Source organism: Treponema vincentii (assembly GCF_018336815.1).
Classification (GTDB): Bacteria; Spirochaetota; Spirochaetia; order Treponematales; family Treponemataceae; genus Treponema.
Genome location: NZ_CP050497.1, coordinates 1,638,877 through 1,660,812 on the forward strand (window position 1 = coordinate 1,638,877; position 21,936 = coordinate 1,660,812).

Genomic DNA, 21,936 nt, shown 5'->3' on the forward strand with positions numbered 1-21,936 from the left:
AATCTTTGACGATTTCTTTCACAGCAGCAACAAACTGTTCCAGCTCGCCTCTTTCCGTGTTATGTCCGATGGAAATCCGTACGGCATTTTGCGCAATTTCGGGACTAACGGAAAGAGCAGCCAGTATCGGTCGAACTTTTTTTCTTTGAGGAACACGCTGAGCCGGCCGATATGAAGATTCCGCGATCGGAGAGACATCGCATCATAATCTCTGCCGGAATATTTTTAAAACTTACTTGTATGATCCACGGTGAAAATGTAGGGGCGCATTTAGTACTATTCGGTACTGTGTCATTCGATATTTCGACCGACGCTCTTGCAGCAGGGATAATCGAACATTCGGGGATTCGGCACAATGCTTCGATGAGAAATTGCGACAACTCCCCTGCCCGCTCAAATTTTTGCTGAAAATCCGTATATGTTGTTTCAAGACAGCGGGCAAGCGCACAGGCTCCGGCAAGATTTTCCGTTCCTGGCCGAATATTGCGCTCCTGTGAGCCGCCGCGGATTCCGGAATTTAAGGGCTGTTTTAAGTATAATAGTCCGATACCGCGCGGACCGCCGATCTTATGGGCGCTCATCGAAGCGGAATGCACATCGGCAAGACCAAGCTCCGCTACGGGCAATTTCCCGATCGATTGCACCATGTCAACATGGAAATGAACGGGTCTTTTTCCGGCTGTATGTGCTTTGAGAGCCTGTGCAATGTCGCGAACCGGCTGCACAGAACCAATCTCGTTGTTAACGCCCATAATTGCAACCAGCATGGTATCTTCCCGCAGCGTATGGAGCACTGCATCGGGGGTAACGCAGCCGCTCTTATCGGAAGGTGCGGTTAAAACTGTCCAGCCGCAGTGCTCCAAGACAGCGGCTTGTTCCCGCACCGACGGGTGCTCGATAGTGCTGATAACAAGACTACCGGTTGCCGGACGGGTTAATAATGAAAGGAGTACGAGGCTGTTTGATTCGGATGCGCCGGAGGTGAAATAGAGCGTTTCGGCAGGGACTCCGAGCACTGCGGCGCAGCGGCTGCGAGCTTTTTCCAGCATATCCCGTGCCTCTTTTCCGAAACGGTGTTGAGCCGAAGGATTTGCGAACACAGCCGTTGCTTCACGGTAAGCGGCTTCGATCTCGTCGGTGTACGGCATTGCCGATGCTGCCCAATCCAGATAAATCATATCAGTACCTCCCGTATTATAGAAGTATCAACTTCGCGTACCTGTGTTTTAAGGATATTCTCCTGAAGAACAAGCCGGATCACCCCTCCGCGGTTCTTTTTATCTTTTTTCATGCGTGCGATAATCGCATCAGCAAAAGAACCATCCTTAAACCGTCTACTAAAGTAGACAGAATCTGTGCACCAGTCGTAACGGTTAAGAATTGTTGTAAAGTCATCAGCATAGTCTTTATCGGTGAGTTGCAAACGGAGACCTACGGCTAAGGCGCGGGATATACCCCATGCGACGGCGTCTCCGTGCGGTATGGAAAAATGGGCTAAACTTTCGAGTGCGTGACCAAAGGTATGTCCGAAATTTAAGAAAGCGCGTTCTCCTTGTTCGGTAAAATCCCGCTCGACAACCCGAGCTTTTGCCTCCGCTGCGCGGCGAATTAGCTTCGAAATGCAGGCGCTATCTCTGCGGACAATCTCATCATGCTGGGTTACGAACATTTGATACAGTTCGGTATCGTAGAGGACTCCCGTTTTCAGTATTTCTGCAAGGCCGGAGCGATATTCGGCTTCCGGTAAGGAACGGAGTACCGGAAAACAGAGGATAATCGATGAGGCGGCGTAAAACGTACCGATAAGGTTTTTATAACCGGAAAGGTTAATTGCCGTTTTGCCGCCGATGCTTGCGTCAGCCATTGCGAGCACGGTTGTCGGCACCAGAATACATCGGACACCGCGCATATAGAGTGAAGCGGCAAGGGCGGTTATGTCGCACACTGCGCCGCCGCCGAACGCAATAAAACAAGCGTGCCGGTCAAGTTCATATTCGGCAGCTTTCTCGGCAATAAGCGCAAGATTTTTTAAGTTTTTTGCAGCATCTCCTGCCGACAGCACTACCAGCGGCACTTGAGCGGAAAAATTTTCAGCTTGCCGTAAAAGAGGGAGCGTATGCTCGTCGCATACGTACAATGCGTCTACTCTCCCCTTCTCTTCCGAAAGTTCAGGGAGCCGGATGGTATCCGAGTGCCACCAAACCTGCGTAGTTCCGTGCGGCGTAGAAAACGAAAACGATTGTGGTAATTGTTTCATCGGTTTTTTGCTAAAGTTTTAAACGTTAGTCGGTGTGTGAGGCTGCCGGAGCCGCCGTTCGCGATGTTTTTCTATTTTTTATTTTTAACCAGAGCAGTTTTTCCGTTTCATAATTAGGATTTAAGTCCGTCCGCCAATAAAAAAACATTCGCACACCGCGTATCAGCTGTCTAACCGGCTTAGCTGCTCTTTTGCAGATACCGTAAACAGGAATAACGATAAGACCGGGTACTTCATTTGCTTCCATTGTAAACTGGATCTTTCCTTCGGGGTCTTCAAGCTGTATCCATGACACTTTATTGAATGCCTCCGTCGTAATACAGCGTTCTTTCTTTTGATTATCATCACAGTCATACAACGATAAAGAAGGCACAATAGAATCGGTTTCCTCCAAGGCAATATCAATTTCAGCAACAAAATAAGCGGAAAGATTAAAAGGACTATCGTTTTTTAAGATGTACTGAACCTGTGTTCCTTCGGGAAAAAAGGTGTATTGTTTACGCAGAGAAACCGGCTGCTTGATACCGGAATCAAATAAACCGGAAGTTGACAGTTTCAGCTCAGAGCGGATTGTATTAATTTCGGTTTCTTGATAGGTATTATCGGAAAATACGGTTGTAAGCGCTTCCGGCAGCCCATCTTGGAGGCGCTGCAAGGCTGCTTCCGATAAGAGATAGTCGATAAACATCCCCGAATGCTCGAGCGGCATATCGGAATAATTTTTATAAGCAGAGAATACATCACATTCAAAAATCTTCCCGCCGTGATGATGCACATACATATTTAATGATGAACGTTGCGATAAGACTTCTTTAAAACCGTCCATATCGATATCATATCGGGTAAGGCCTTCGGTAAATATACCCGGAAGCCGCGTTTGTTTTTCGGCAACAAGCAGTTTTCGATAGGCAATACAGCGTAATTCGTTATGGTATTCGGGGATACAAGGTTCCAGCGCGAAAAGCTCTGCGTTTTGCGCTTTCCATAGCTCTTGCAAGGCATATTTTTTACGCGCTTTATCGCCTTTCATACCGTTTGCTAACATATTCACATACATCATTTTTGAATAAATTTTAAAGGCATCACGCTGCAGCGTAATGGTATGTTTTACCGCATGTCCTGTCGGAGTATCGCAAAGAATGGTATTTGAATCGACGTATACCGGCAGATGCGGGCGCCGCCGCTTCATCAATTCAGCCGTATGGGTAAGCCGTATGACCGAATCCGGTTGATTACATATATCAATAAAAGAAGAAAACCAGTTCTGCCCATCTTTATTCTTTTCGAGGCATTTTATATAAGTTTTAACCGGTAAGAAAAGAAGATACATCGATTCTCCGGTAGATGAGGCTGCATTTGCTAATTTATCATAAAATTCTTGCGGTGTACGGTTTAGAAAATCAAGATCATCGGGAATATACGGAAATACGGTTATCGTTTTTCCTTTATCTTCAACAATTGCAGGAGAAAAATCAGCATTTTGATTATTTTGTTCTCTATATTGAGGAAATAGGCGATAATCGAGGAGACAATATTCCATACCGCACCGAGTAAACGGTGTAATCAATGACGGTGTCCATGCAGAAGCAGTTAAAAAAAGACCGCGTGGCCGCTTTCCGAAATGGGTACGGATAGCAGAAGTCATCATCTCAATTTGACCGATAACATCGGGAGCCGACAAGAGCGAGAGATAGGGCTGGTAATATCCTCCGCCCAGAAGCTCAATTTGCTTACGGGAAAGCATATTGTTAAGCAACATCGTATATGCTTGACGCTTCCCTTTCTGCCACTCTAAAAAGCTGCCTGTTGCAAAAATAGTCAGAGGCAGTTTTTCTTCCGCTTGAATACCGGAAAAAAAAGATTTATACAGCGATGCAATGTCATTTTTATCAATCTGCTGCAAATAGGAGATGGAAAGCTGTACGCAAAAGCATAAATGTACATTTTTCTTCGAGGTATTCACAGGATCATCCTTACTAAAACAATGCTTATTGTATACTATTTTTAGTAAATATGGAAGCATAAATTTTCGTATTCATAGCAACTGTATCAGAAAATTTTAAGTGAAAGCCTCCTTGGGTAGCTCTAAAAACTTCAGCTAGTTGTTAGAGATACCCGATGAGTATTTTTTATGTTGATTATTGATGAGAAGTGGATGAATCCGAGTCATCGGCAGCGGGCTTGTCCGTTTCGGCGACTGCATCGGATGAATCAGACAGTGTAGTTTCCGGCGCTGCGAGGACAGGTTGGTGCGGTAACTGAGATTCCGCCTTGATAATATCCTCAAATTCTTGTTTATCAATCGTTTCTTTCTCAAGCAGGCGCTTTGCAATATAGTCCAACAGGGACTTTTTTGCTTGTAACCGGTTTACAACGATGGCGTATTGCTCTTCCATGATGCGGGCAATCTCTTCATCGATATACTGCTGCGTTGTTTCAGAGTATTCGCGTACCAGCTGAGGATCCCCCGCTCCGTATCCACTGCCCCGCTTTGAAAGCGCAACGTTTTTAAAGCGGTCGCTCATACCATAGTCGGTTATCATACCGCGGATAATATCGGTAGCGCGTGAAAGATCATTTGCAGCGCCGGTGGAAACAACGCCGAACTGCACAAATTCGGCAGCCCGCCCGCCAAGCAGACAGTCAACCTCTGCAAGCAATTCCTTTTCAGTGCGCAGGAAGCGGTCTTCTTCGGGGATGTTTAGGGTATAGCCAAGCGCTGCAATACCGCGCGGTATAATGGAAACCTTATGTACCTTATCCGCCCCTTCGGTAAAGGCGGCCGTTATAGCGTGGCCTGTTTCATGGTAGGCAACAATCTGGCGTTCTTTTTCCTTGATTACCCTACTCTTCTTCTGCAAACCGGCGATGGCCTTTTCCACCGCTTCGTTGAGGTCTTCCGCAATAACTTCTTTACGACCGCCGCGCACCGCAAGCAACGCAGCCTCGTTAATCACGTTTGCAAGATCCGCGCCCGAAAAACCGCTCGTAATCCGCGCCGTATCGCTGAGATCAATTCCGCTGGAAAGCTTCACATTCTTGGCATGTATCTTGAGAATTTGCTCCCGCCCTTTCATATCGGGGCGATCAACCGCTACCTGCCGGTCAAACCGTCCGGGACGAAGCAGCGCGGGATCTAGAACATCAGGCCGGTTGGTTGCCGCAAGCAAAATGAGTCCCGTGCTGTTATCGAATCCATCCATTTCTACGAGCAGCTGATTGAGCGTCTGCTCCCGCTCGTCGTTTGAATGAATGGAATTCAGACGAGACTTACCGATGGCATCCAGCTCGTCGATAAATATGATACAGGGAGCTTTTTCCCGTGCTTGTTTAAAAAGGTCGCGTACGCGAGAGGCTCCGACACCGACGAACATCTCTACAAAGTCCGAACCGCTGATTCTAAAGAAAGGAACACCGGATTCCCCTGCAACGGCGCGAGCCAGTAAGGTCTTTCCGGTACCGGGCGGGCCAACCAATAAGACACCCCGAGGTATTTTACCGCCTATTTCGGTATATTTTTGAGGGTATTTTAAAAAGTCTACAACTTCAACCAGTTCTTCTTTTGCCTCATCGACACCTGCGACATCGCTAAAGCGGGTGGTAACTTTTCCTTCCTCGACAGCTGCGGATCGCGCTTGCCCTCCGGAAAAGATACTGCCGCCGAGTCCGCCGAGATTCGAGGTGAAACGCTTCATCACAAAATGCCAGAGAAGGAAGATAAAACCGAACGGAAGTATCCATTGTACCAAAAAGTCGACAAGAAAGTTATTTTCTTTAGGGCGTACTAAATAAATGACATTGTGCTCATCCAGCAGCTGTAAAAAAGATTCCGAATAGATCCCGACCGTTTGATAGGCGTCTCCCGTATCTGCCGACAAAAACGGCAATCTGCTGCGGGTTTGCTCACTGCTCGCCTGCGTCTTTGTTTGCCCGATAAAATACGTCGGTCCCATAATGACTTTGACGATTTCACCCGATGCAACGCGATCTTTAAACTCCGAAAAGGGAATAACATTCGCATCTTGCTTCATCAAAAACTGGTTTGCAATAAGCAGCGCGATAAACACGCCGACAATAATAGCGATAAAAGGAAGTTTCGGTTTCTTTTGATCCTTGTTGTTATTATTGTTATTGGACGGTTCCGGACTCAACTTAAAAAAATTAAAGGGATCTCGTTCGTTCGGATCCTTTTTATTCTTATCATCATTTTGATTCATAATTGCCGTTGCCTCATCTTTTTATTTTAGGATTCCGCTCAAAACTTCGGTGAAGGTAGTGGAGATTCCCTATCTTATAAGGCATAACATACTCAAAAAAGACAATATAGACAAGCAGGATATTCAAAAAGTCAGGGCAAATGCATCAAGTTCTCCGCAATACGCGCCTGCAGAATAATGGAAAACAAGGAAAAGTTTTATAATTGACGATACCGGAAATAGATGATAGAATTGCATTTATGAAAATAGTTTCCGCCGCAACGGTGTTTCTTGCGGTAAGTGTAATATGTTGCTTGTTTTTCATAATACGAGCTATAAGAAATAGAAAAAGTGCACAATCAGTTCGGTTATATAACATTGTATTGGTTGTGATTATGCTCTTGTCGATAGCGGCAGCTTTGTTTTTCAGGCATACATCTTTTCCTCTTGCGTCGACAGCACTCGGCGCTCTTTGTTTTATACTATTAGTGATTATTGCATCAAACGATGCGGTCTACCGGCGGGAATATACAACGCTCAAAACGCAGACGGAGCTAATACAAGAAGAACTGGTTAAGGCGCAACGGCCTGATGAAACTGCAATGAGGGCAAAAGAATTGTTACCGGTCGGCAATACGTTCCTGATAAAAGCCGCCGAAGCGATACGACAACGAACCGATACGTCCGGTATTCTCGGTTTTATCAATAAAATCATGATAGAACAGCTCTTTGCAGACGGAGGTGTTATCCTTACCATCGGTGAATTTGAAGACGTGCTCAGCGTTAAGGCGTATAGTGGAAATTATCCGCCGCCGTATAAGCTGCCCGATGATGTGCCGCACCAGCAAGAGCAGGTTGCCACTAATTTTAGATATGCGGAATTTCCACTCAATAATTCATTTTTCGGTGAGGCCGCGCGTTCGGCACAATCGATTTTAATTCCGCATGCACAGGACGATAGTAGAATTGTTATCAACGGAGAAGAGCCGTTCCTCTTGCCGGGTTCGTTATTAACGCTACCAATGATTTATCACGGTACGGTAGCGGGGCTGATTTCTTTATCACGCAGTACCGAGCATGCACCGTTTACCGAATCCGATGTACAAATCGGCGAAATATTGACCAGCTATGCAACGGCTGCTCTGAGACTGATATATGATTTGCAGGATGAAACGGAATTAAACACCATCGAAAACGAAACCGATATTGCGAGCCGTATTCAAAGAATCTTGCTTCCTAAGAAGATTGTCGACACAGCGGACTTGAATTTTTCAGTGCTTTTTAATCAGGCGCGAGGCGTTTGCAGTGATTACTATGATATTATTCAGAATCAGAAAGATAGGCTTTTCTGTATTACCGCAGACGTTGCCGGAAAAAGTATTCACGCCTGTATCGTTATGGTGATGATTCGCTCGTTGCTCTATCTTATCACCAATACGGCGCAGAACACTCAGAGTATCCTCGATATTTTAAATAAGGGTATTACCGGAAAAATATCGATTGACCACTATGCAAGCATATCGTTATTGACGTATATTCCTGTAGAGAAAAGCATTGAATATGTAAATGCCGGAACGCAGTCTCTCCTCTTGTGGAAAGCTTCGACAAAGAAATTAGTGCGGCTTGAACAAAAATCGGATCCTATCGGTGTAGATAGTAAATCGGTTTATATCTGCAAAAGGATTCCTGTTGAAAAAGGAGATATCGCTGTTTTGTTTACCGACGGTATTATCGAAACACTGAATGATCGGGGCGAACCGTTTGGATTAAAAGCTCTTGCGGAGCTTTTGGCTGCAAACGCTACATTGTCGGCGAAAGCCATTACCGATAAAATCAATAAGCAAATAAAGATGTTTATGGGAAAGACATCACCGCATGATGATCAGACGGTGATGATTATTAAGGTAAAATAGCGTGAAGGAGAACGGAATATGGAACTGAAAATCCGAAAAAACAAGGATATATACATTGTCGATATAAGCGGAGAAATGGATTTATACAATTCGTATAAACTAAAGGAGTTGATTACCAAGATGCTTGAACGTCAGATTCAATGTATCGTACTCAATCTTGAAGAAGTTGAATATATCGATTCTTCCGGTATCGGCGCGTTGATTTATATTTGTTCAACCTTAAAAAAGAAAAACTTAAAATTATATATTACTAATATTCACGGTTCGGTAAAAAAAGTTATCGAATTAACAAAGTTGATGGGTTTCTTTCCCATCACTAATACTTTGGAAGAAGCACTGCAAAAATTAGCCGATAGTCAATAAAAATAGGAGAAAGTTACAATATGATTAAAGAGTTACGTGTTGATGGAAATGATCCGTTGTTTGATAAGACCGGTATGCTCTATAAGGAATTCCCTTCGGATTTTCGGCAGATTCGCTATTTTACCCTTTTAATTGTTCAATCCGCTCCGTTGGAAATTAAAGGAATTAACCTGCTTGAACAGCAAATCAGTGAAATTATCAAAAATGCCGTAAAGCATGGAAATAAATGCGACCCTAAAAAGAAAGTGAAGGTGTGGTACGAGTTTAGCCCCGAACACGCACACCTCATCGTAGAAGACGAAGGTTCCGGCTTTAAAGACATAGAAAAATGGAACGAGTTTAACCGGAAACGGCTTGAATGTCTGCATAAGCAGGATTTTACAAACCTCGGCGACTATGTTTCCTTTAGGACAGCGCAGAGTGATGAAAATGACGGCGGGAATGCATTATTTGCCGCTCTTGAGTACTGGAACGGCGGTTTTGTATTCGGCGATAAGCGTAATTCGATCGCGATGCTGAAACAATACCCCAAAAAACGCCACGGTATTGCAATAGAATAAAATAACACGGTGCTAATACGCCTTTTCCATCCCGCCGTTTGTAGCAATGGGGATATCTCAAAAGTTGCTTACTTTTTCAACAAGCTGACGGAGCAATTAATCCTAAGGCTCCGCCTTTCCACGGAACTGAAGTTTTTAAAAAGGCTACTCAAAAAATCAACAACCCCGACGCAAGTATCGGGGTTGTTGATTTTAGAAGAAAGCGATCTTTTACCGCCCTGTTTCGAAAAACCGGTGTCGGAGAATCTATTTACGCCTGATTCTTTTTGTATTCTGCGAGACCATTCAAATAGTAGAGCGCAGCCCAACAGGCATCGTGGGACGCAGTCTGATAACTTAGAACATCCGGATAGATTTCTACAAAATCAAACCCTTTTGCTCCGTAAAGCCCGGCTTCATGAACCATCATGCACAACTCATAGGAGCTAAGCCCGCACATATCCTGCGGGCCTTGAGGCATACAAGATGCATCCAGTGCGTCTGCACAGATAGTTATATAGACTTGCTCCGTATCTTTAAATGCCACCGCAATAGCCTCATCGATAGAAGCCTTCCACCCGTTTTCCTTGATCTCACGAGCAAGAATAATGTGTGCGCCGAATTTTTTTGCATTGTTAAATTCATCGCGATGATTCCGCGGGCCGCGAATTCCTATATGGACGATTTTCTCAGGATCAATGTTTGGGTCATTGTACATACGGTAAAACGGAGAACAGCGGGATAATTCATCGTCCCCGAAACGTGCATAGTTGTCCAAATGCGCATCAAAGTGCAGAACACCGATCTTGTGGGGATGCCGTTTTGCAATTTCACTGATAATAGGATATGCTATGCCGTGATCTCCGCCGAATGTAATAGGAAATAGCCCTTCATCAATAATTTCCCCAATCCGCTCCCGCACTTTTTCAAAGGTAAAACCGTAGTCGCCGTTACGGCAGGCAACATCGCCATAATCGCCGATTTTCAGGTAATCTGTACAGTCAATACCAAAATCCGGCAAAAAACCGGTATAACGGATTGAAACGGAACGGATGGATTTTGGCCCCTCAGTACAGGAAGAGTATCCGCCTATAGTACAGCCGCCCTCCCATGGAATACCAATGACTGCGGCATCCAGTCCTTTAAGATCCGACCGGCATTCCAGCACCGGAAGATTGAGCCACGAAGGAACTCCGCTGTAAATAGTATTTGGCAGAAAGTTAGGGTCATAAATTGTAGGTTTGCTGTAGCGCATAATTTTACGTCCTCCTTGTATAAAATCGTATTAAATACTCTTGTATTAGAATACACCGATAAAACTGCTGATACCGAGTATCAGAGAAACAATAAAGATGGCTATTCCGAGAATGTTTTGTATAATAGTATTAGTGTACTGCCCCATGATCTTTTTACGTCCGGTAAGATAAACGGTAATACCCACAACAACCGGCAACACAATTCCATTAACAGCCTGTGCTGTCATAATCAACGCAAGAGGGTTGCTGCCGGTAGCGGCAATGATAATGCCGACAATCAAAACGGCGGCGTTGGTAATGGTATATCGTTTGTCGGAGCGCGAAGTTTCCCAACCAAGAAGACCTGCCAGCACATAGGAAACGCCGATAGGTGTACAGACTGCAGATGAAACACCGGCAGCTATCAAACCGATTGCCATAAACGGCAGAGCAGCATCGCCGAGCAGCGGTTTTAACTGAACAGCCATATCCATAGCATTGTTGACGGCCATACCGCGCATTACAGTAGCAGACGTAACCATAATAGCACCGGTTACGACACCGCCGACAAGCATAGGCACAGTGGTGCCGAAAGAACAAAGCGGAAGCTCATCCGCCGTTTTCCATGTCCGTTTTGCACTGGCAGCATGTAAAAACATATTGTAAGGGACTACTGTGGTACCGATAAGAGCCAAACAAGTCATAATATTTCCTTGCGGAACTATTGGAATACAGCCGCGAAGCAATTCAACTATGTTCGGCTTTACAATAATCATAGTGATTAAAAATACAGCGGCCATAATAATCACACACACACCTAAAAGCTTTTCCAAGTATTTTACAGCATCATTGGCAAAAAAGAGAAGCAGCAGGATTCCCAAACCCCAAATCGGAGCAATAATTTTTGTAGAAATACCTGTCAAAGCGCTAATACCAAGAGCCGTTCCCGTTAAATCTCCGCCCATATAAGCAAAACCGCCCACAGCGATAGCAACAGCTACCAAACCGCAAAGAATGTATTTAAGCACCGGACGTTCCGCAAAGTCATCTGTAAGATTCTGTGCCAAATCTTTTTGAGTTACAATACCAAGCCGAGCCGCCATTCCTTGCACCACAACTACGGCAATGACGGAAAAGATAATGCACCAAAACAGTGCGAAACCGTGGGCTGCTCCTGCCCGAGTAGAACTTGTTACCGTTCCCGGCCCGATAAAAGAACCTACAATGAGAAAGCCGGGGCCCATAGCAATCAGTTTATCCTTAAAACCGTACCTTTTCTTTTGTCCTTGCATTTTGTCACCCCCTTTTTATTTTTGACAATAGCAAATGCAATTTGTCTATATAATATTCTAAGGAGTGTATTATCTTTTGTCAATATAATATTTTGATATTTTCATATTTTACTACATTATCAAATAGCTGTTCGTTGATTTTGATTTTTACTAAAGATATTTGACCATTTCAAATTGTATGGCTATACTAATTTTTGTTTCAGCACCACGAATCAACAACCCCGACGCTTGCGTCGGGGTATGTTGTTCTCATAAGGTGGTTGCAGTCGGCTTTAATACCCTTTGTTACGACGCAAGCGTCGGGGTATTAAACCCTCCGCACGAATCAAAAGGAAAATGTATGAATCCGAAATCTCCGAAAAATATTCAATCCGTTCAGCGTGCTATTGATATCATCGCCTGCTTTAAGAACGGCAGTACTGAAATGAGTCTTGCAGAAATCAGCAGTCTTCTCCATCTTAACAAAAGCACTGTGCACGGACTTCTTAACACGCTGCGTCAAAATGAATACGTTGAACAGGATATATCGGGAAAGTATAAACTTGGGCATTTTTTCCGCGACAAGATTATCGTGATGAATGATTCCAAACAACGCATTCTCAAAGAAAAAGCAAAGAAAGCAATGCAGGAGCTTTCTAACCGATATAACTGCAGTACTGCAATATTTACGTTGGAATCGGGAGAATTAATACTCCTTGAGCGCATACAGCCTAACTCTTCAATCTATTCTATTGCTGCGATGGAAACAATTATTAATCCGCTGCACACGTCCGCATCGGGTAAACTGCTTCTTGCAACTTTTGATGAAGAACAGCTCGATAGATATTTAAGACGGCATCCCCTTCTAAGCACAACATCGCACAGCATTACAACAAAGAAAGCATTACGGGAAAACATCGAATTAATCCGCAGAAATCGGTATTCTATAGAAGATGAGGAGCTTGAGTTGGGCGTCTATGCGGTTTCGGCGCCGATTGTAGATGATAAGCAATGCTTATATGCTACTATCAGCGCAACCGGTCTTTCAGTGCTGATTAAAAATAACATAGATTTAGTAAGAGAGCTAAAAACACTTGCGGATAACTTCAGTGATATGCTTTTTAATCATGAGTAGGCATAGACGTTGCTTCTGAGAAAGCGGCATCTTCTTTACTTTTTTAATATCCGATTTATACTTTTCAAAGGTTCTTATAATGTCATTTTTCCTGCCCCAAGCATATGATAGCATAGGGGGCTGTCCAAAAACTGGAAGCCTATCGGCTTTTTCTGTAAGGAAATGATTTATCATATCCGCTAAAGCGGATTGCGTAACAGCTTTTTGACAGTTTCCTTAGATTTAGATGCGATGTTACGATAACAACGGTACGTCCTTGTACCGTTGTTATCTTCAAGTTTTCTCATCGAAAACTTGTTACTGTTAAAACCACTACCATCCATGGCAGATTTAAAAGTTATTACTGTATAAAGACTTAATTTTAAACTCGTTATCAGCTATGCTGATGAGGGATGGCGAAAAAGCAACCAACTTTTGATACATCCCCGCGATACTGTATGGAACCACTGACATCCTGTCAGAGAAGCGATGTTTTTCGTTCACGCAAAACTCGCAGCCAAAACTATACACAGATGTATAGTTTTGGCGCAGATGCGCCGTATATTTCAAAAGGAGCTTGCTTTTCGATAAAAATCCACTATCGACCGCCCATAAGCGCGTTGGTCGATGCGGGTTAATGACAGGATTTGTTCCGGAAGCTCTTTCTCTTTGGGGCGATGTATCAGCGTAAGCCCTCCGGCAGCAAGAATCGGTTTTTCGGCAATTGTATGTAATAGATCATAATGGAACTGATAGGGAAACGGGGGATCAAGATAGATAATATCAAAGATATGTTTTGAACGCTGGAGATAAAGCTCCACCGGCATACATTTACAGTCAAGTTTTTTGTCTGCAAGCGCGGCATTTTTTAACAAAATAGGAAATTTATCCTTGTCTTTTTCCACCAATACGACCGGATATGCTCCCCGTGAATAGGCTTCCAGTCCGCACATACCCGATCCGGTAAACAAATCTAAAAAAGATTTTCCTTCCAAATCACCTAAAATCGCAAAAAGAGATTCCCTCATTCTATCCATTGCCGGTCGGATAATACCTTTAGGACATTGAACTTTCCGGTTTTTTAGCGTCCCGCCTGTTATACGCATATCGATTTACTTAAATACAAAGAAGTTGACTGAGTTCGTTTTGCGAAACAATCTGATACGCATCAAGATTCTTATCGCTTTCTTGAATCCGCTTTTCTATTCGATCTTTTATATCAGTATGTAATTTATAATAAGCCCCCAGATCGGTACCCGAAACAGACAAAGTAATCTGTTTTTCAATCGTTTTAGCGGCAAATGCTTTTAAGAGCAATAAATAATCAGTTTCGCAGGAATAGAGACTCTGCATAATCGGAAGATATTCAGGCAAATGTGAAAGATTCTGCACTTCGGTAAATAGCGACTGCAATGTATCGGATATAAAAGATATATCAGCAATGGTCTTTTCTAAAAACATATTTTCCGACAGTTCAAGCGAAAGTCCTTCGGTGGTAATATTGATTATTTTTGCAAGCTGATAGAGATTATCATGGAATGCGGTATTTTTAAGCATAGAACGCCTCCCTTTCTACTTTTTCAGTATCGGTATTTTCTCAATAAATATGAGTTTTGCCGAACTTGCCATTTTTTATGCAATGTGGCAGTATGATACGCATGGTTTTCAATGATAAACTTCACATGGGAATTGATGTCGGCTCGACAACCGTAAAAACGGTGATTCTTGCTGCTGATAATTCCATAATATATAGCAGATACGAGCGGCACCGCGCAGATATCCGCAAGACAATTATTTTGGTGGTAACGGAAGCCTTGGATGAGGTGGCAAAGGTTTACGGCAGCCGCGCTCAATTACAAGTACAGGTAACCGGATCCGGCGGCTTGGCTGTTTCAAAGTGGCTCTCCGTGCCTTTTGTGCAGGAGGTTGTCGCCGCAGCTGTCGCCGTGCAGGCAAAGATTCCGCAAACCGATGTTGCTATCGAGTTGGGCGGCGAAGATGCCAAGATAACGTACTTCGGCCGTTCGGTTGAGCAGCGTATGAACGGCACCTGCGCAGGCGGTACGGGCGCCTTTATCGACCAAATGGCGGCGCTCCTCGAAACCGATGCGACAGGCTTAAATGAGCTTGCAAAAAACGCAACAACGATTTACCCCATCGCCGCTCGCTGCGGGGTCTTTGCAAAAACCGACGTACAGCCGCTGATCAACGAAGGAGCGCGGCGGGAAGATATTGCCGCGAGTATCTTTCAGGCGGTTGTCAGCCAGACAATATCCGGTCTTGCATGCGGGAAACCAATCCGCGGCCGCTGCGCCTTTTTAGGCGGCCCCCTACACTTCCTTGATCAGCTGAGGCAGCGATTTATCGAAACCCTGCACCTGACGGACGATGAAATCATCGTGCCGGAAAAATCGGAACTCTTTGTCGCACTCGGCGCAGCGCTCAGCGCCGGTTCCAATCAATCGCTGAGAGCATCACCCCACCGGACTGTCAACAACGGCGCGGAAACAGCGGATATTGCCTGCACGGCGCCAACGAAAACACAGCTCTTACGCACGGGCTTCCGTGCTCATCCGAGTGCACCGCCGGAAATAACAAACACAACAGTATTTATCGCCCCCGCCGCCTTGACCGTGGAAATACTGCGGAATAAGCTCGGCTCCCTCGCCGATGCAGAAATGCAGGAAGTCCAGCGGCTTACGCCCCTCTTTGAAAATGATGCGGCGCTTGCAGAGTTCCGCGAACGACACGGGCGAGAACGGGCGGAAACCGCCCCGCTTGAAACCGCTTCCGGCCCGGTGTTCCTCGGTATGGACGCCGGTTCCACCACAACAAAGGCCGTGCTTATCGACCAAGAAGGGAGAATCCTCTGGCAGTTCTACGAATCGAATGCAGGGAACCCTGTCAATCTTGCAGTAACCATGCTGAAATCCCTCTATGAGCAAATTCCGAGCGGAGCGCATATCGCCCGCTCTTTATCTACCGGCTACGGCGAAGGGCTTTTCCAAGCGGCCTTCGGCGTCGATGCGGGAGAAGTTGAAACCATCGCACACCACCGCGCAGCCGATTTCTTTCTTCCCGGTGTTGAGTTTTTGCTCGACATCGGCGGACAGGATATGAAGTGCATCCGCATGAAGAATAACTGTATCAGCTCCATTCAACTGAACGAGGCATGTTCTTCGGGCTGCGGCAGCTTTTTGGATAACTTTGCCCGCTCGCTCGGTATGCCGGTTACGGACTTTTCCGCTCAAGCGCTCCTTGCACCGAAACCTATCGATCTCGGAAGCCGCTGTACGGTCTTTATGAACAGCCGTGTTAAGCAGGCGCAAAAGGAAGGCGCGTCCGTCGGCGATATTTCTGCGGGGCTTTCCTATTCGGTGATTAAAAATGCCCTCTTTAAGGTTATCAAACTGAGAAATACCGCCGCTATCGGCGAAAAGGTGATTGTGCAGGGCGGTACGTTTCACAACGATGCGGTGTTGCGCGCCTTTGAGCTGATTACCGGCAGAGAAGCGGTACGCCCCGATATCAGCGGCTTGATGGGAGCCTTCGGCGCCGCACTCCTCGCCCACGACCAATGGAAAGAACAAGGAGCAGATGCACACGTCCGGTCAAATATCTTGCCGGCGGAAGGACTTGATGCGCTCACCGTCAAACTGGAACTTTCCCGCTGCGGTAAATGCGCAAACAACTGCCTTTTAACCGTCAACCGGTTTAATACGCCCGCAGCAGGTACCCGCATCTTCATTACGGGGAACCGCTGTGAGCGCGGCGCCGAAATAGCGGAAACGGCGAATGCACAGCAAAAAGACTCGCCGGTAGAGGCCGGTAGCCCTGAACAAACCGATAAAAAGAAACAGGCAGATACAAAAAAACAGGACAGTAAGCTACCGAACATCTTCGATTGGAAGTATAAACGTATGTTCTCGTATAAGCCGCTGCCGGAAGCGGAAGCCGCACGAGGCGTTATCGGCATTCCGCGTGTGCTCAACCTCTACGAAAACTATCCGTTCTGGTTCACGCTTTTAACCGAGCTGAAATTTTCGGTAAAATTATCGCCGCGTTCCTCTCGTAAACTCTATGAGCTGGGCTTGGAATCCATCCCCTCGGAATCGGTATGTTATCCCGGCAAAATTTCTCACGGGCACATCGAAGCGCTTTTGAGAGCGGGCGTTACGACGATTTTCTATCCTTGTATTCCTTACGAATTGAAAGAGGACCCCAAGGCAAACAACCATTTCAATTGCCCCGTCGTAACGAGTTATCCAGAAGTGCTCAAAAACAACATCGATGCGCTGCGGCAGGACGAACATATCCGGTTCCTTAACCCCTTTTTGCCGCTCTATAACGAAAAGCGGCTCGGCGAGCGGCTCCACGAAGAGCTCAATAAATACTGGGATATTCCGCTTGCCGAAATCCGCACCGCTGTACGAAAAGCGAAAGAAGAGGCGGAAGCGGTAAAAAAGGAGACCCAGTTCCAAGGAGAAGCGGCGCTTCGGAAAATAAAAGAACAGGGGCTTATCGGTGTTGTGCTTGCAGGGCGACCGTATCATCTTGATCCCGAAATCAATCACGGAATCCCCGAATTGCTGACGGGCTTGGGACTCGCCGTATTAACCGAGGATTCCGTTGCTCATTTAGGCAAACTACCCCACCCGCTTCGGGTTGTAGACCAGTGGGTGTATCACAACCGGCTGTACCGCGCCGCCGAATTTGCCGCACGGCAGGATAACCTCGCGCTCATTCAGCTCACCAGCTTCGGCTGCGGTTTGGATGCGGTTACCGCCGATCAAGTGCAGGAAATTATCGAAGCGCGGGGGAAAATGTATACCCTACTCAAAATCGACGAAGGTTCCAACCTCGGCGCCGTGCGTATCCGTATCCGCAGCTTACTCGCCGCTATCCGCGAGCGCAGCAAGGGAGCACCCGTCAAGGCGCAGAGATATCGCGGCTTTAAACGAGTTGAATTTACCGAAGAGATGAGTAAGCGGTATACCGTTCTCGCGCCGCAGATGGCTCCCATCCATTTTGACTTATTGGAAGCAGCCTTCCGGCACTCCGGCTTTAATCTCGTCATATTGCCCGATACCGACCCTCAGGCAATCGACTGCGGATTACGGTATGTGAACAACGATGCCTGCTATCCGGCGATTATCGTTGCAGGGCAGATGATTTCGGCGCTGCAGTCGGGTAAATACGATCTCAATGCGACGGCGCTCATCATCACGCAGACGGGCGGCGGGTGCCGTGCGACAAACTATATCGGGTTTATCAGGCGGGCGTTAGAGGATGCCGGCTTGGGCTATATCCCCGTAATCGGGTTAAGTGCGCAGCAAATTGAAAAGAATTCCGGCTTTAAGCCGACGTTCGGTTTAGCAGACCGCGCGCTAAAGGCGCTCTGCCTCGGCGACTTACTGATGCGTGTACTGTACCGTACCCGCCCATACGAGCAGGAAAAAGGCGCCGCAAATGCGCTCCATCGGCACTACGCGGAGAGAATAAAGAATGAATTGAAACATATGACAGGACGGGATTATCGCAGGATTGTACGCGATATTGTCCATGACTTTGATACGCTTCCGCTCATTCAAGGGGAAAAACCCCGTATCGGCGTAGTCGGTGAAATTTTGGTAAAATTTCATCCGACAGCCAACAACGATATTGTCGGCACCATTGAGCGGGAAGGCGCTGAATGCGTCATGCCCGACTTGATGGACTTCTTTTTCTATTCCTTGTTCGACGGCCTCTACTATGAAACATCACTGGAATCGAACGCCTTTAACCGGTTTAAGTACCACGCAATGATCTGGTATATCGAGCGGTACCGCAGCGGAATGAAAAAAGCTCTGAATAAAAGTCGCCGCTTTACCGCGCCCGAATCGATTTACAATCTTGCAAAAGGCGTTCACGGGGTTTTGGACTTAGGTAACGTTGCCGGCGAGGGTTGGTTCCTTACCGCCGAAATGGTTGAACTTATTAAATCGGGAGTTGTCAGCATCGCTTGTTTACAGCCGTTTGCGTGCCTTCCCAATCACGTTACCGGCAAGGGGATGATTAAGGAACTGCGCCGCCGGTACCCCGATGCGCAGATATCCGCCATCGACTTTGACCCGGGAGCAAGCGAGGTCAATCAGCTCAATCGGCTCAAGCTCTTATTGGCAAATGCACCATACGGCGAACATCCCGATCAGATGAAGCAGAAGGGGGCATAATGCAGAGTCCCTTGTTTTTAATAGTTCATTTTATTAACATACAGGTATGATATACGCACCTATTGAAGATACGGCGCTGCAACAGCACCTTGATAAACTTGAAAAAGATGAACTCCATATTTTTACTGCCGACGACGGACTGTTCCGTGGAGGGCTTTTCCATGGCACGCGGTTCGTAAACCAAATACGCGCACAGCACCGGCTGGGTATTCTGGAAACCCTTGTCCTCGGTCAGGCAGGCCTCTGTGCCGCATTGATGATTCAAACAATGAAAGGGCGCGAAACACTCCAGCTGCGCTACGAAACGGATGGCCCTGCAACCGGTTTTTCCGTAGAAGCAGATTCGCGGGGCTCTGTACGCGGCTACCTTTTGCAAAATCCCATTCCGATTACTGCTCCACTTGAAAGCTGGGATCTTGCCCCCTTCTTCGGAAACGGTACTCTCAGCGTTACACGGTTCCCCGAAGCATATCAAACGGAGGGGCGGGATCCGCAGCGCGGTATTGTCGAAATTAAATACCGGAATATCGCGAAAGACCTTACATGGTATTTTCAGCAATCGGAACAGCTCTACACCGCTTTTAATACAAGTATCCGATTTGACAGCATCGGCAGAGTAGTCGGAGCCGGCGGTTTTTTTATTCAACGGATGCCGACAGAGGGAGGAACACGCCGTGGCAGACAATTAAAGACGGAAGAAGAAATTGAAGATGCCATTACCAGTATGGAACGGGCATTTACCGCCTGTCCTCCGCTCGGCGATTGGTTCGGTGAAGGCGGCAACTGCGAAGACATTATCTTCGGTCTGTTACGAGAGTTTAACCCTCAAGCGGTTGCAACACGGGACATCACTTTTGATTGCCCATGCTCAAAGGAGTATTATCTGGAAGCATTGAGGAAATTACCGCAAACCGAACTGAAAAACTTAAAAGAAACGGCAGACGATCCGCTTGAGATTGTCTGTAGGAATTGCTCCAGCGTATACCATATTCCGCTTGCCGAACTATAAAATCAGCAAATCTGCGGTGATAATGCTTTCAATGCGGCCTCTGCAGCTGCCTGTTCCGCTTCTTTTTTGCTTTTTCCTAGAGCAGGTTCATATTCCTTCTCTTTGATGACAACTTTTACTTGAAAAACTCTGTCATGATCCGGCCCCGATGTCTCTACCAGCACATATTTCGGAATAATACGGTATTTTTTTTGCACATATTCTTGCAGCAAGGATTTATAATCTCGATATCGATGTTTATTTTGTTCGACCAACTGCATCTGCGGTTCAATAATTTTTAATACGAACTGTTGAGCGGCCTTAAACCCTGAATCTAAATAGAAGGCGCCGATCAATGCTTCCACCGCATCGGCAAGCAGAGCCTTTTTCTTTCTCCCTCCCGACACTTCTTCACCATGTCCCAGCATCAAATATTTATCAATATTGAGATTCAGTGCAATGGGAAAAAGAGAGTCTTCGGAAACGACAGCCGCTTTAATTTTTGCAAGATCACCTTCAGGTTTATCGGGATGAGCAAGATACAGCTCCGCCGCAACAATCATACCAAGTACCGAGTCGCCCAAAAATTCAAGCCGCTCATTATTGATCGGAGAATCGCTGTGTTCATTAGAAAACGAACGATGACGAAAGGCTATATCCAATAAGCTAATATTTTTAAATTTACATCCTGCTTTTTTTTGAAAAGTAAGCAGTTCTTGCTTCCGGTGTTTTTCTAAAACATGCGTAAAAGGAAACAAGAACGACATCTTTTGCAATATTACTTTGACTGAGATTTAATGAAATCGTAAGCATCTCTAACAGTTTCGAATTCACTTACTTTTCCATCGGGAATTTTTATCCCCATCTCTTCTTCGATTGCATACACCAGTTCATACGTATCAAGGCTATCAGCGCCGAGATCTTGGCGGAATGAAGAATCGAGCGTAATTTTATCCGCATCAATTTCCAATTTGTCTGCAATCAGCTTTTGAATTTGAACAAATAATTCGTCCATAAAGAAAATCCTCTCTTAATTTAATGTATCCGGATCAACGACCTGATGTCCGCGGTAAAACCCGCATTTTGAACATACATGATGAGATAAAATTAAATTGCCGCAATTTGCACACTCCACAAGATGAGGCGCGTTTAACCGCATATTGATTCCTCGACGGCGGCGTGTGCGTGCTTTTGACGTTTTAGCTCTTGGCACTGCCATAAGGTAACCTCCCTATTCATAATTAAATCACAAAAAGATATTCCATATTATACGTGAACCTGAAAATAGTCAATACATCGTGAACAATCAGGGGCAAACGCATCAGACGTTTTATGAATGTTCCCCGCAAAATAAGAGAGTCTATTCGACCAGAACTGCCAAGGATGGCAGTAGTTCCATACAGCAGCGATGTTTTGTGTACGCACAAAACTCGCCTTCAACTGTTGTACACGGATGTACAACAGTTGAAGATGGTTCAAATGGTCTCATAGCCTCTCTTATTTTACTGAATTTAATTTATCTGTCTGATGCGTTTGCCCGTTTTTTTGGAAAAAATGTGCGAAATTTTATTTCCTTAAAATACAACAGTTGAACAAAATATAAATTTTGAAAACTGTTGTATTCGTGCGCGAAAAGCACACACATCAATACGCAAGTTTTCGAAAGAAAACTTGACGGTTAAGGTGAGCGGCGTCATTGTAGACGCTCACCTTATACCTATGAAATTTCGCACAGAAGGTAGGCAACCGCTCAAAATATTTTTAATGCGGTTACTCTGTAACCCCATCTAAAGAAAAATGACGACCAAAGAGAGCACCCTTTGGAAACCCCATCCGGCTTTTGCAAAC

17 protein-coding genes are annotated in these 21,936 nt (G+C 45.7%); 6 read left to right on the forward strand and 11 right to left on the reverse strand.

Translation table 11 applies throughout. The features are described 5' to 3' along the window. Window positions 1-104: 104 nt before the first annotated feature. The 4 genes from GWP40_RS07345 to ftsH form a co-directional block, all read right to left on the reverse strand. Window positions 105-1,178 (reverse strand): cysteine desulfurase family protein, encoded by a 1,074-nt coding sequence (locus tag GWP40_RS07345; protein WP_230974325.1) that lies wholly within the window; start codon window positions 1,176-1,178, stop codon window positions 105-107. Next, window positions 1,175-2,257 carry a 3-dehydroquinate synthase gene (locus GWP40_RS07350; RefSeq protein ID WP_212564801.1) on the reverse strand — a complete coding sequence of 361 codons (1,083 nt, stop codon included), beginning with the start codon at window positions 2,255-2,257 and terminating at the stop codon, window positions 1,175-1,177. Before GWP40_RS07350 ends, GWP40_RS07345 begins: the two co-directional genes overlap by 4 nt. Before the next feature lie 25 nt (window positions 2,258-2,282). Beyond that, a complete protein-coding gene (locus GWP40_RS07355) occupies window positions 2,283-4,220 on the reverse strand; it encodes an alpha-amylase/4-alpha-glucanotransferase domain-containing protein (RefSeq protein ID WP_212564802.1) in 1,938 nt (645 codons plus the stop codon). Between the two features lie 175 nt (window positions 4,221-4,395). Further along, entirely contained in the window at window positions 4,396-6,474 is a 2,079-nt protein-coding gene (gene ftsH / locus GWP40_RS07360) for an ATP-dependent zinc metalloprotease FtsH (RefSeq protein WP_230974326.1), read from the reverse strand. Between the two features lie 374 nt (window positions 6,475-6,848). On the opposite strand from ftsH, the gene GWP40_RS07365 reads away from it, so the two are divergent. From GWP40_RS07365 to GWP40_RS07375, 3 genes are read left to right on the forward strand one after another with little or no spacing between them, the layout of a single operon-like run. After that, the gene (locus GWP40_RS07365; RefSeq protein WP_230974327.1) at window positions 6,849-8,366 is read left to right on the forward strand and encodes a PP2C family protein-serine/threonine phosphatase; all 1,518 of its coding nucleotides are present in this window, start codon (window positions 6,849-6,851) and stop codon (window positions 8,364-8,366) included. Window positions 8,367-8,384: 18 nt separating this feature from the next. Further along, window positions 8,385-8,729, forward strand: coding sequence for an anti-sigma factor antagonist (locus GWP40_RS07370; protein ID WP_212564804.1), 345 nt, complete (start codon window positions 8,385-8,387; stop codon window positions 8,727-8,729). A 20-nt stretch (window positions 8,730-8,749) separates the two neighbouring features. Further along, entirely contained in the window at window positions 8,750-9,289 is a 540-nt protein-coding gene (locus tag GWP40_RS07375) for an ATP-binding protein (protein WP_212564805.1), read from the forward strand. 250 nt (window positions 9,290-9,539) lie between these two features. On the opposite strand, the gene GWP40_RS07380 is transcribed toward GWP40_RS07375, so the two are convergent. Beyond that, on the reverse strand, window positions 9,540-10,523 hold the full coding sequence (locus tag GWP40_RS07380; protein WP_212564806.1) for an agmatinase family protein: 984 nt from the start codon (window positions 10,521-10,523) through the stop codon (window positions 9,540-9,542). A 45-nt stretch (window positions 10,524-10,568) separates the two neighbouring features. Then, window positions 10,569-11,795, reverse strand: coding sequence for an Nramp family divalent metal transporter (locus tag GWP40_RS07385; protein ID WP_212564807.1), 1,227 nt, complete (start codon window positions 11,793-11,795; stop codon window positions 10,569-10,571). A gap of 340 nt (window positions 11,796-12,135) precedes the next feature. On the opposite strand from GWP40_RS07385, the gene GWP40_RS07390 reads away from it, so the two are divergent. Next, window positions 12,136-12,909 (forward strand): IclR family transcriptional regulator, encoded by a 774-nt coding sequence (locus tag GWP40_RS07390; protein WP_212564808.1) that lies wholly within the window; start codon window positions 12,136-12,138, stop codon window positions 12,907-12,909. A 545-nt stretch (window positions 12,910-13,454) separates the two neighbouring features. Here the strand turns inward: GWP40_RS07390 and rsmD are convergent. Both rsmD and GWP40_RS07400 read right to left on the reverse strand, forming a co-directional pair. Next, on the reverse strand, window positions 13,455-13,994 hold the full coding sequence (rsmD, locus tag GWP40_RS07395) for a 16S rRNA (guanine(966)-N(2))-methyltransferase RsmD (protein WP_212564809.1): 540 nt from the start codon (window positions 13,992-13,994) through the stop codon (window positions 13,455-13,457). A 10-nt stretch (window positions 13,995-14,004) separates the two neighbouring features. Then, window positions 14,005-14,445, reverse strand: coding sequence for a hypothetical protein (locus GWP40_RS07400; protein WP_212564810.1), 441 nt, complete (start codon window positions 14,443-14,445; stop codon window positions 14,005-14,007). Between the two features lie 101 nt (window positions 14,446-14,546). On the opposite strand from GWP40_RS07400, the gene GWP40_RS07405 reads away from it, so the two are divergent. Both GWP40_RS07405 and GWP40_RS07410 read left to right on the forward strand, forming a co-directional pair. Then, window positions 14,547-19,100 (forward strand): 2-hydroxyacyl-CoA dehydratase, encoded by a 4,554-nt coding sequence (locus tag GWP40_RS07405; RefSeq protein WP_414162770.1) that lies wholly within the window; start codon window positions 14,547-14,549, stop codon window positions 19,098-19,100. 46 nt (window positions 19,101-19,146) lie between these two features. Then, complete coding sequence (locus GWP40_RS07410) at window positions 19,147-20,109, forward strand: Hsp33 family molecular chaperone HslO (protein ID WP_212564812.1); 963 nt, start codon at window positions 19,147-19,149, stop codon at window positions 20,107-20,109. Between the two features lie 2 nt (window positions 20,110-20,111). On the opposite strand, the gene rnc is transcribed toward GWP40_RS07410, so the two are convergent. The 3 genes from rnc to rpmF are packed head-to-tail and all read right to left on the reverse strand — an operon-like array spanning window position 20,112 to window position 21,307. Beyond that, window positions 20,112-20,846, reverse strand: a complete 735-nt coding sequence (gene rnc / locus GWP40_RS07415; RefSeq protein ID WP_040858897.1) for a ribonuclease III — start codon at window positions 20,844-20,846, stop codon at window positions 20,112-20,114. A 20-nt stretch (window positions 20,847-20,866) separates the two neighbouring features. Continuing rightward, a complete protein-coding gene (gene acpP, locus GWP40_RS07420) occupies window positions 20,867-21,103 on the reverse strand; it encodes an acyl carrier protein (protein ID WP_016522148.1) in 237 nt (78 codons plus the stop codon). Window positions 21,104-21,118: 15 nt separating this feature from the next. Next, on the reverse strand, window positions 21,119-21,307 hold the full coding sequence (gene rpmF / locus GWP40_RS07425; RefSeq protein ID WP_016522149.1) for a 50S ribosomal protein L32: 189 nt from the start codon (window positions 21,305-21,307) through the stop codon (window positions 21,119-21,121). Window positions 21,308-21,936: the final 629 nt, after the last annotated feature.

Excerpts from the sequence above, each read along its gene's own strand:
- GWP40_RS07370 (WP_212564804.1), top strand. The coding sequence starts at position 8,385 with ATGGAACTGAAAATCCGAAAAAACAAGGATATATACATTGTCGATATA.
- GWP40_RS07350 (WP_212564801.1), bottom strand. The coding sequence starts at position 2,257 with ATGAAACAATTACCACAATCGTTTTCGTTTTCTACGCCGCACGGAACT.
- GWP40_RS07380 (WP_212564806.1), bottom strand. The coding sequence starts at position 10,523 with ATGCGCTACAGCAAACCTACAATTTATGACCCTAACTTTCTGCCAAAT.
- GWP40_RS07375 (WP_212564805.1), top strand. The coding sequence starts at position 8,750 with ATGATTAAAGAGTTACGTGTTGATGGAAATGATCCGTTGTTTGATAAG.
- rsmD (WP_212564809.1), bottom strand. The coding sequence starts at position 13,994 with ATGCGTATAACAGGCGGGACGCTAAAAAACCGGAAAGTTCAATGTCCT.
- GWP40_RS07410 (WP_212564812.1), top strand. The coding sequence starts at position 19,147 with ATGATATACGCACCTATTGAAGATACGGCGCTGCAACAGCACCTTGAT.
- GWP40_RS07345 (WP_230974325.1), bottom strand. The coding sequence starts at position 1,178 with ATGATTTATCTGGATTGGGCAGCATCGGCAATGCCGTACACCGACGAG.
- ftsH (WP_230974326.1), bottom strand. The coding sequence starts at position 6,474 with ATGAATCAAAATGATGATAAGAATAAAAAGGATCCGAACGAACGAGAT.
- GWP40_RS07390 (WP_212564808.1), top strand. The coding sequence starts at position 12,136 with ATGAATCCGAAATCTCCGAAAAATATTCAATCCGTTCAGCGTGCTATT.
- GWP40_RS07385 (WP_212564807.1), bottom strand. The coding sequence starts at position 11,795 with ATGCAAGGACAAAAGAAAAGGTACGGTTTTAAGGATAAACTGATTGCT.
- GWP40_RS07400 (WP_212564810.1), bottom strand. The coding sequence starts at position 14,445 with ATGCTTAAAAATACCGCATTCCATGATAATCTCTATCAGCTTGCAAAA.
- rpmF (WP_016522149.1), bottom strand. The coding sequence starts at position 21,307 with ATGGCAGTGCCAAGAGCTAAAACGTCAAAAGCACGCACACGCCGCCGT.
- acpP (WP_016522148.1), bottom strand. The coding sequence starts at position 21,103 with ATGGACGAATTATTTGTTCAAATTCAAAAGCTGATTGCAGACAAATTG.
- GWP40_RS07365 (WP_230974327.1), top strand. The coding sequence starts at position 6,849 with ATGCTCTTGTCGATAGCGGCAGCTTTGTTTTTCAGGCATACATCTTTT.
- GWP40_RS07405 (WP_414162770.1), top strand. The coding sequence starts at position 14,547 with ATGGTTTTCAATGATAAACTTCACATGGGAATTGATGTCGGCTCGACA.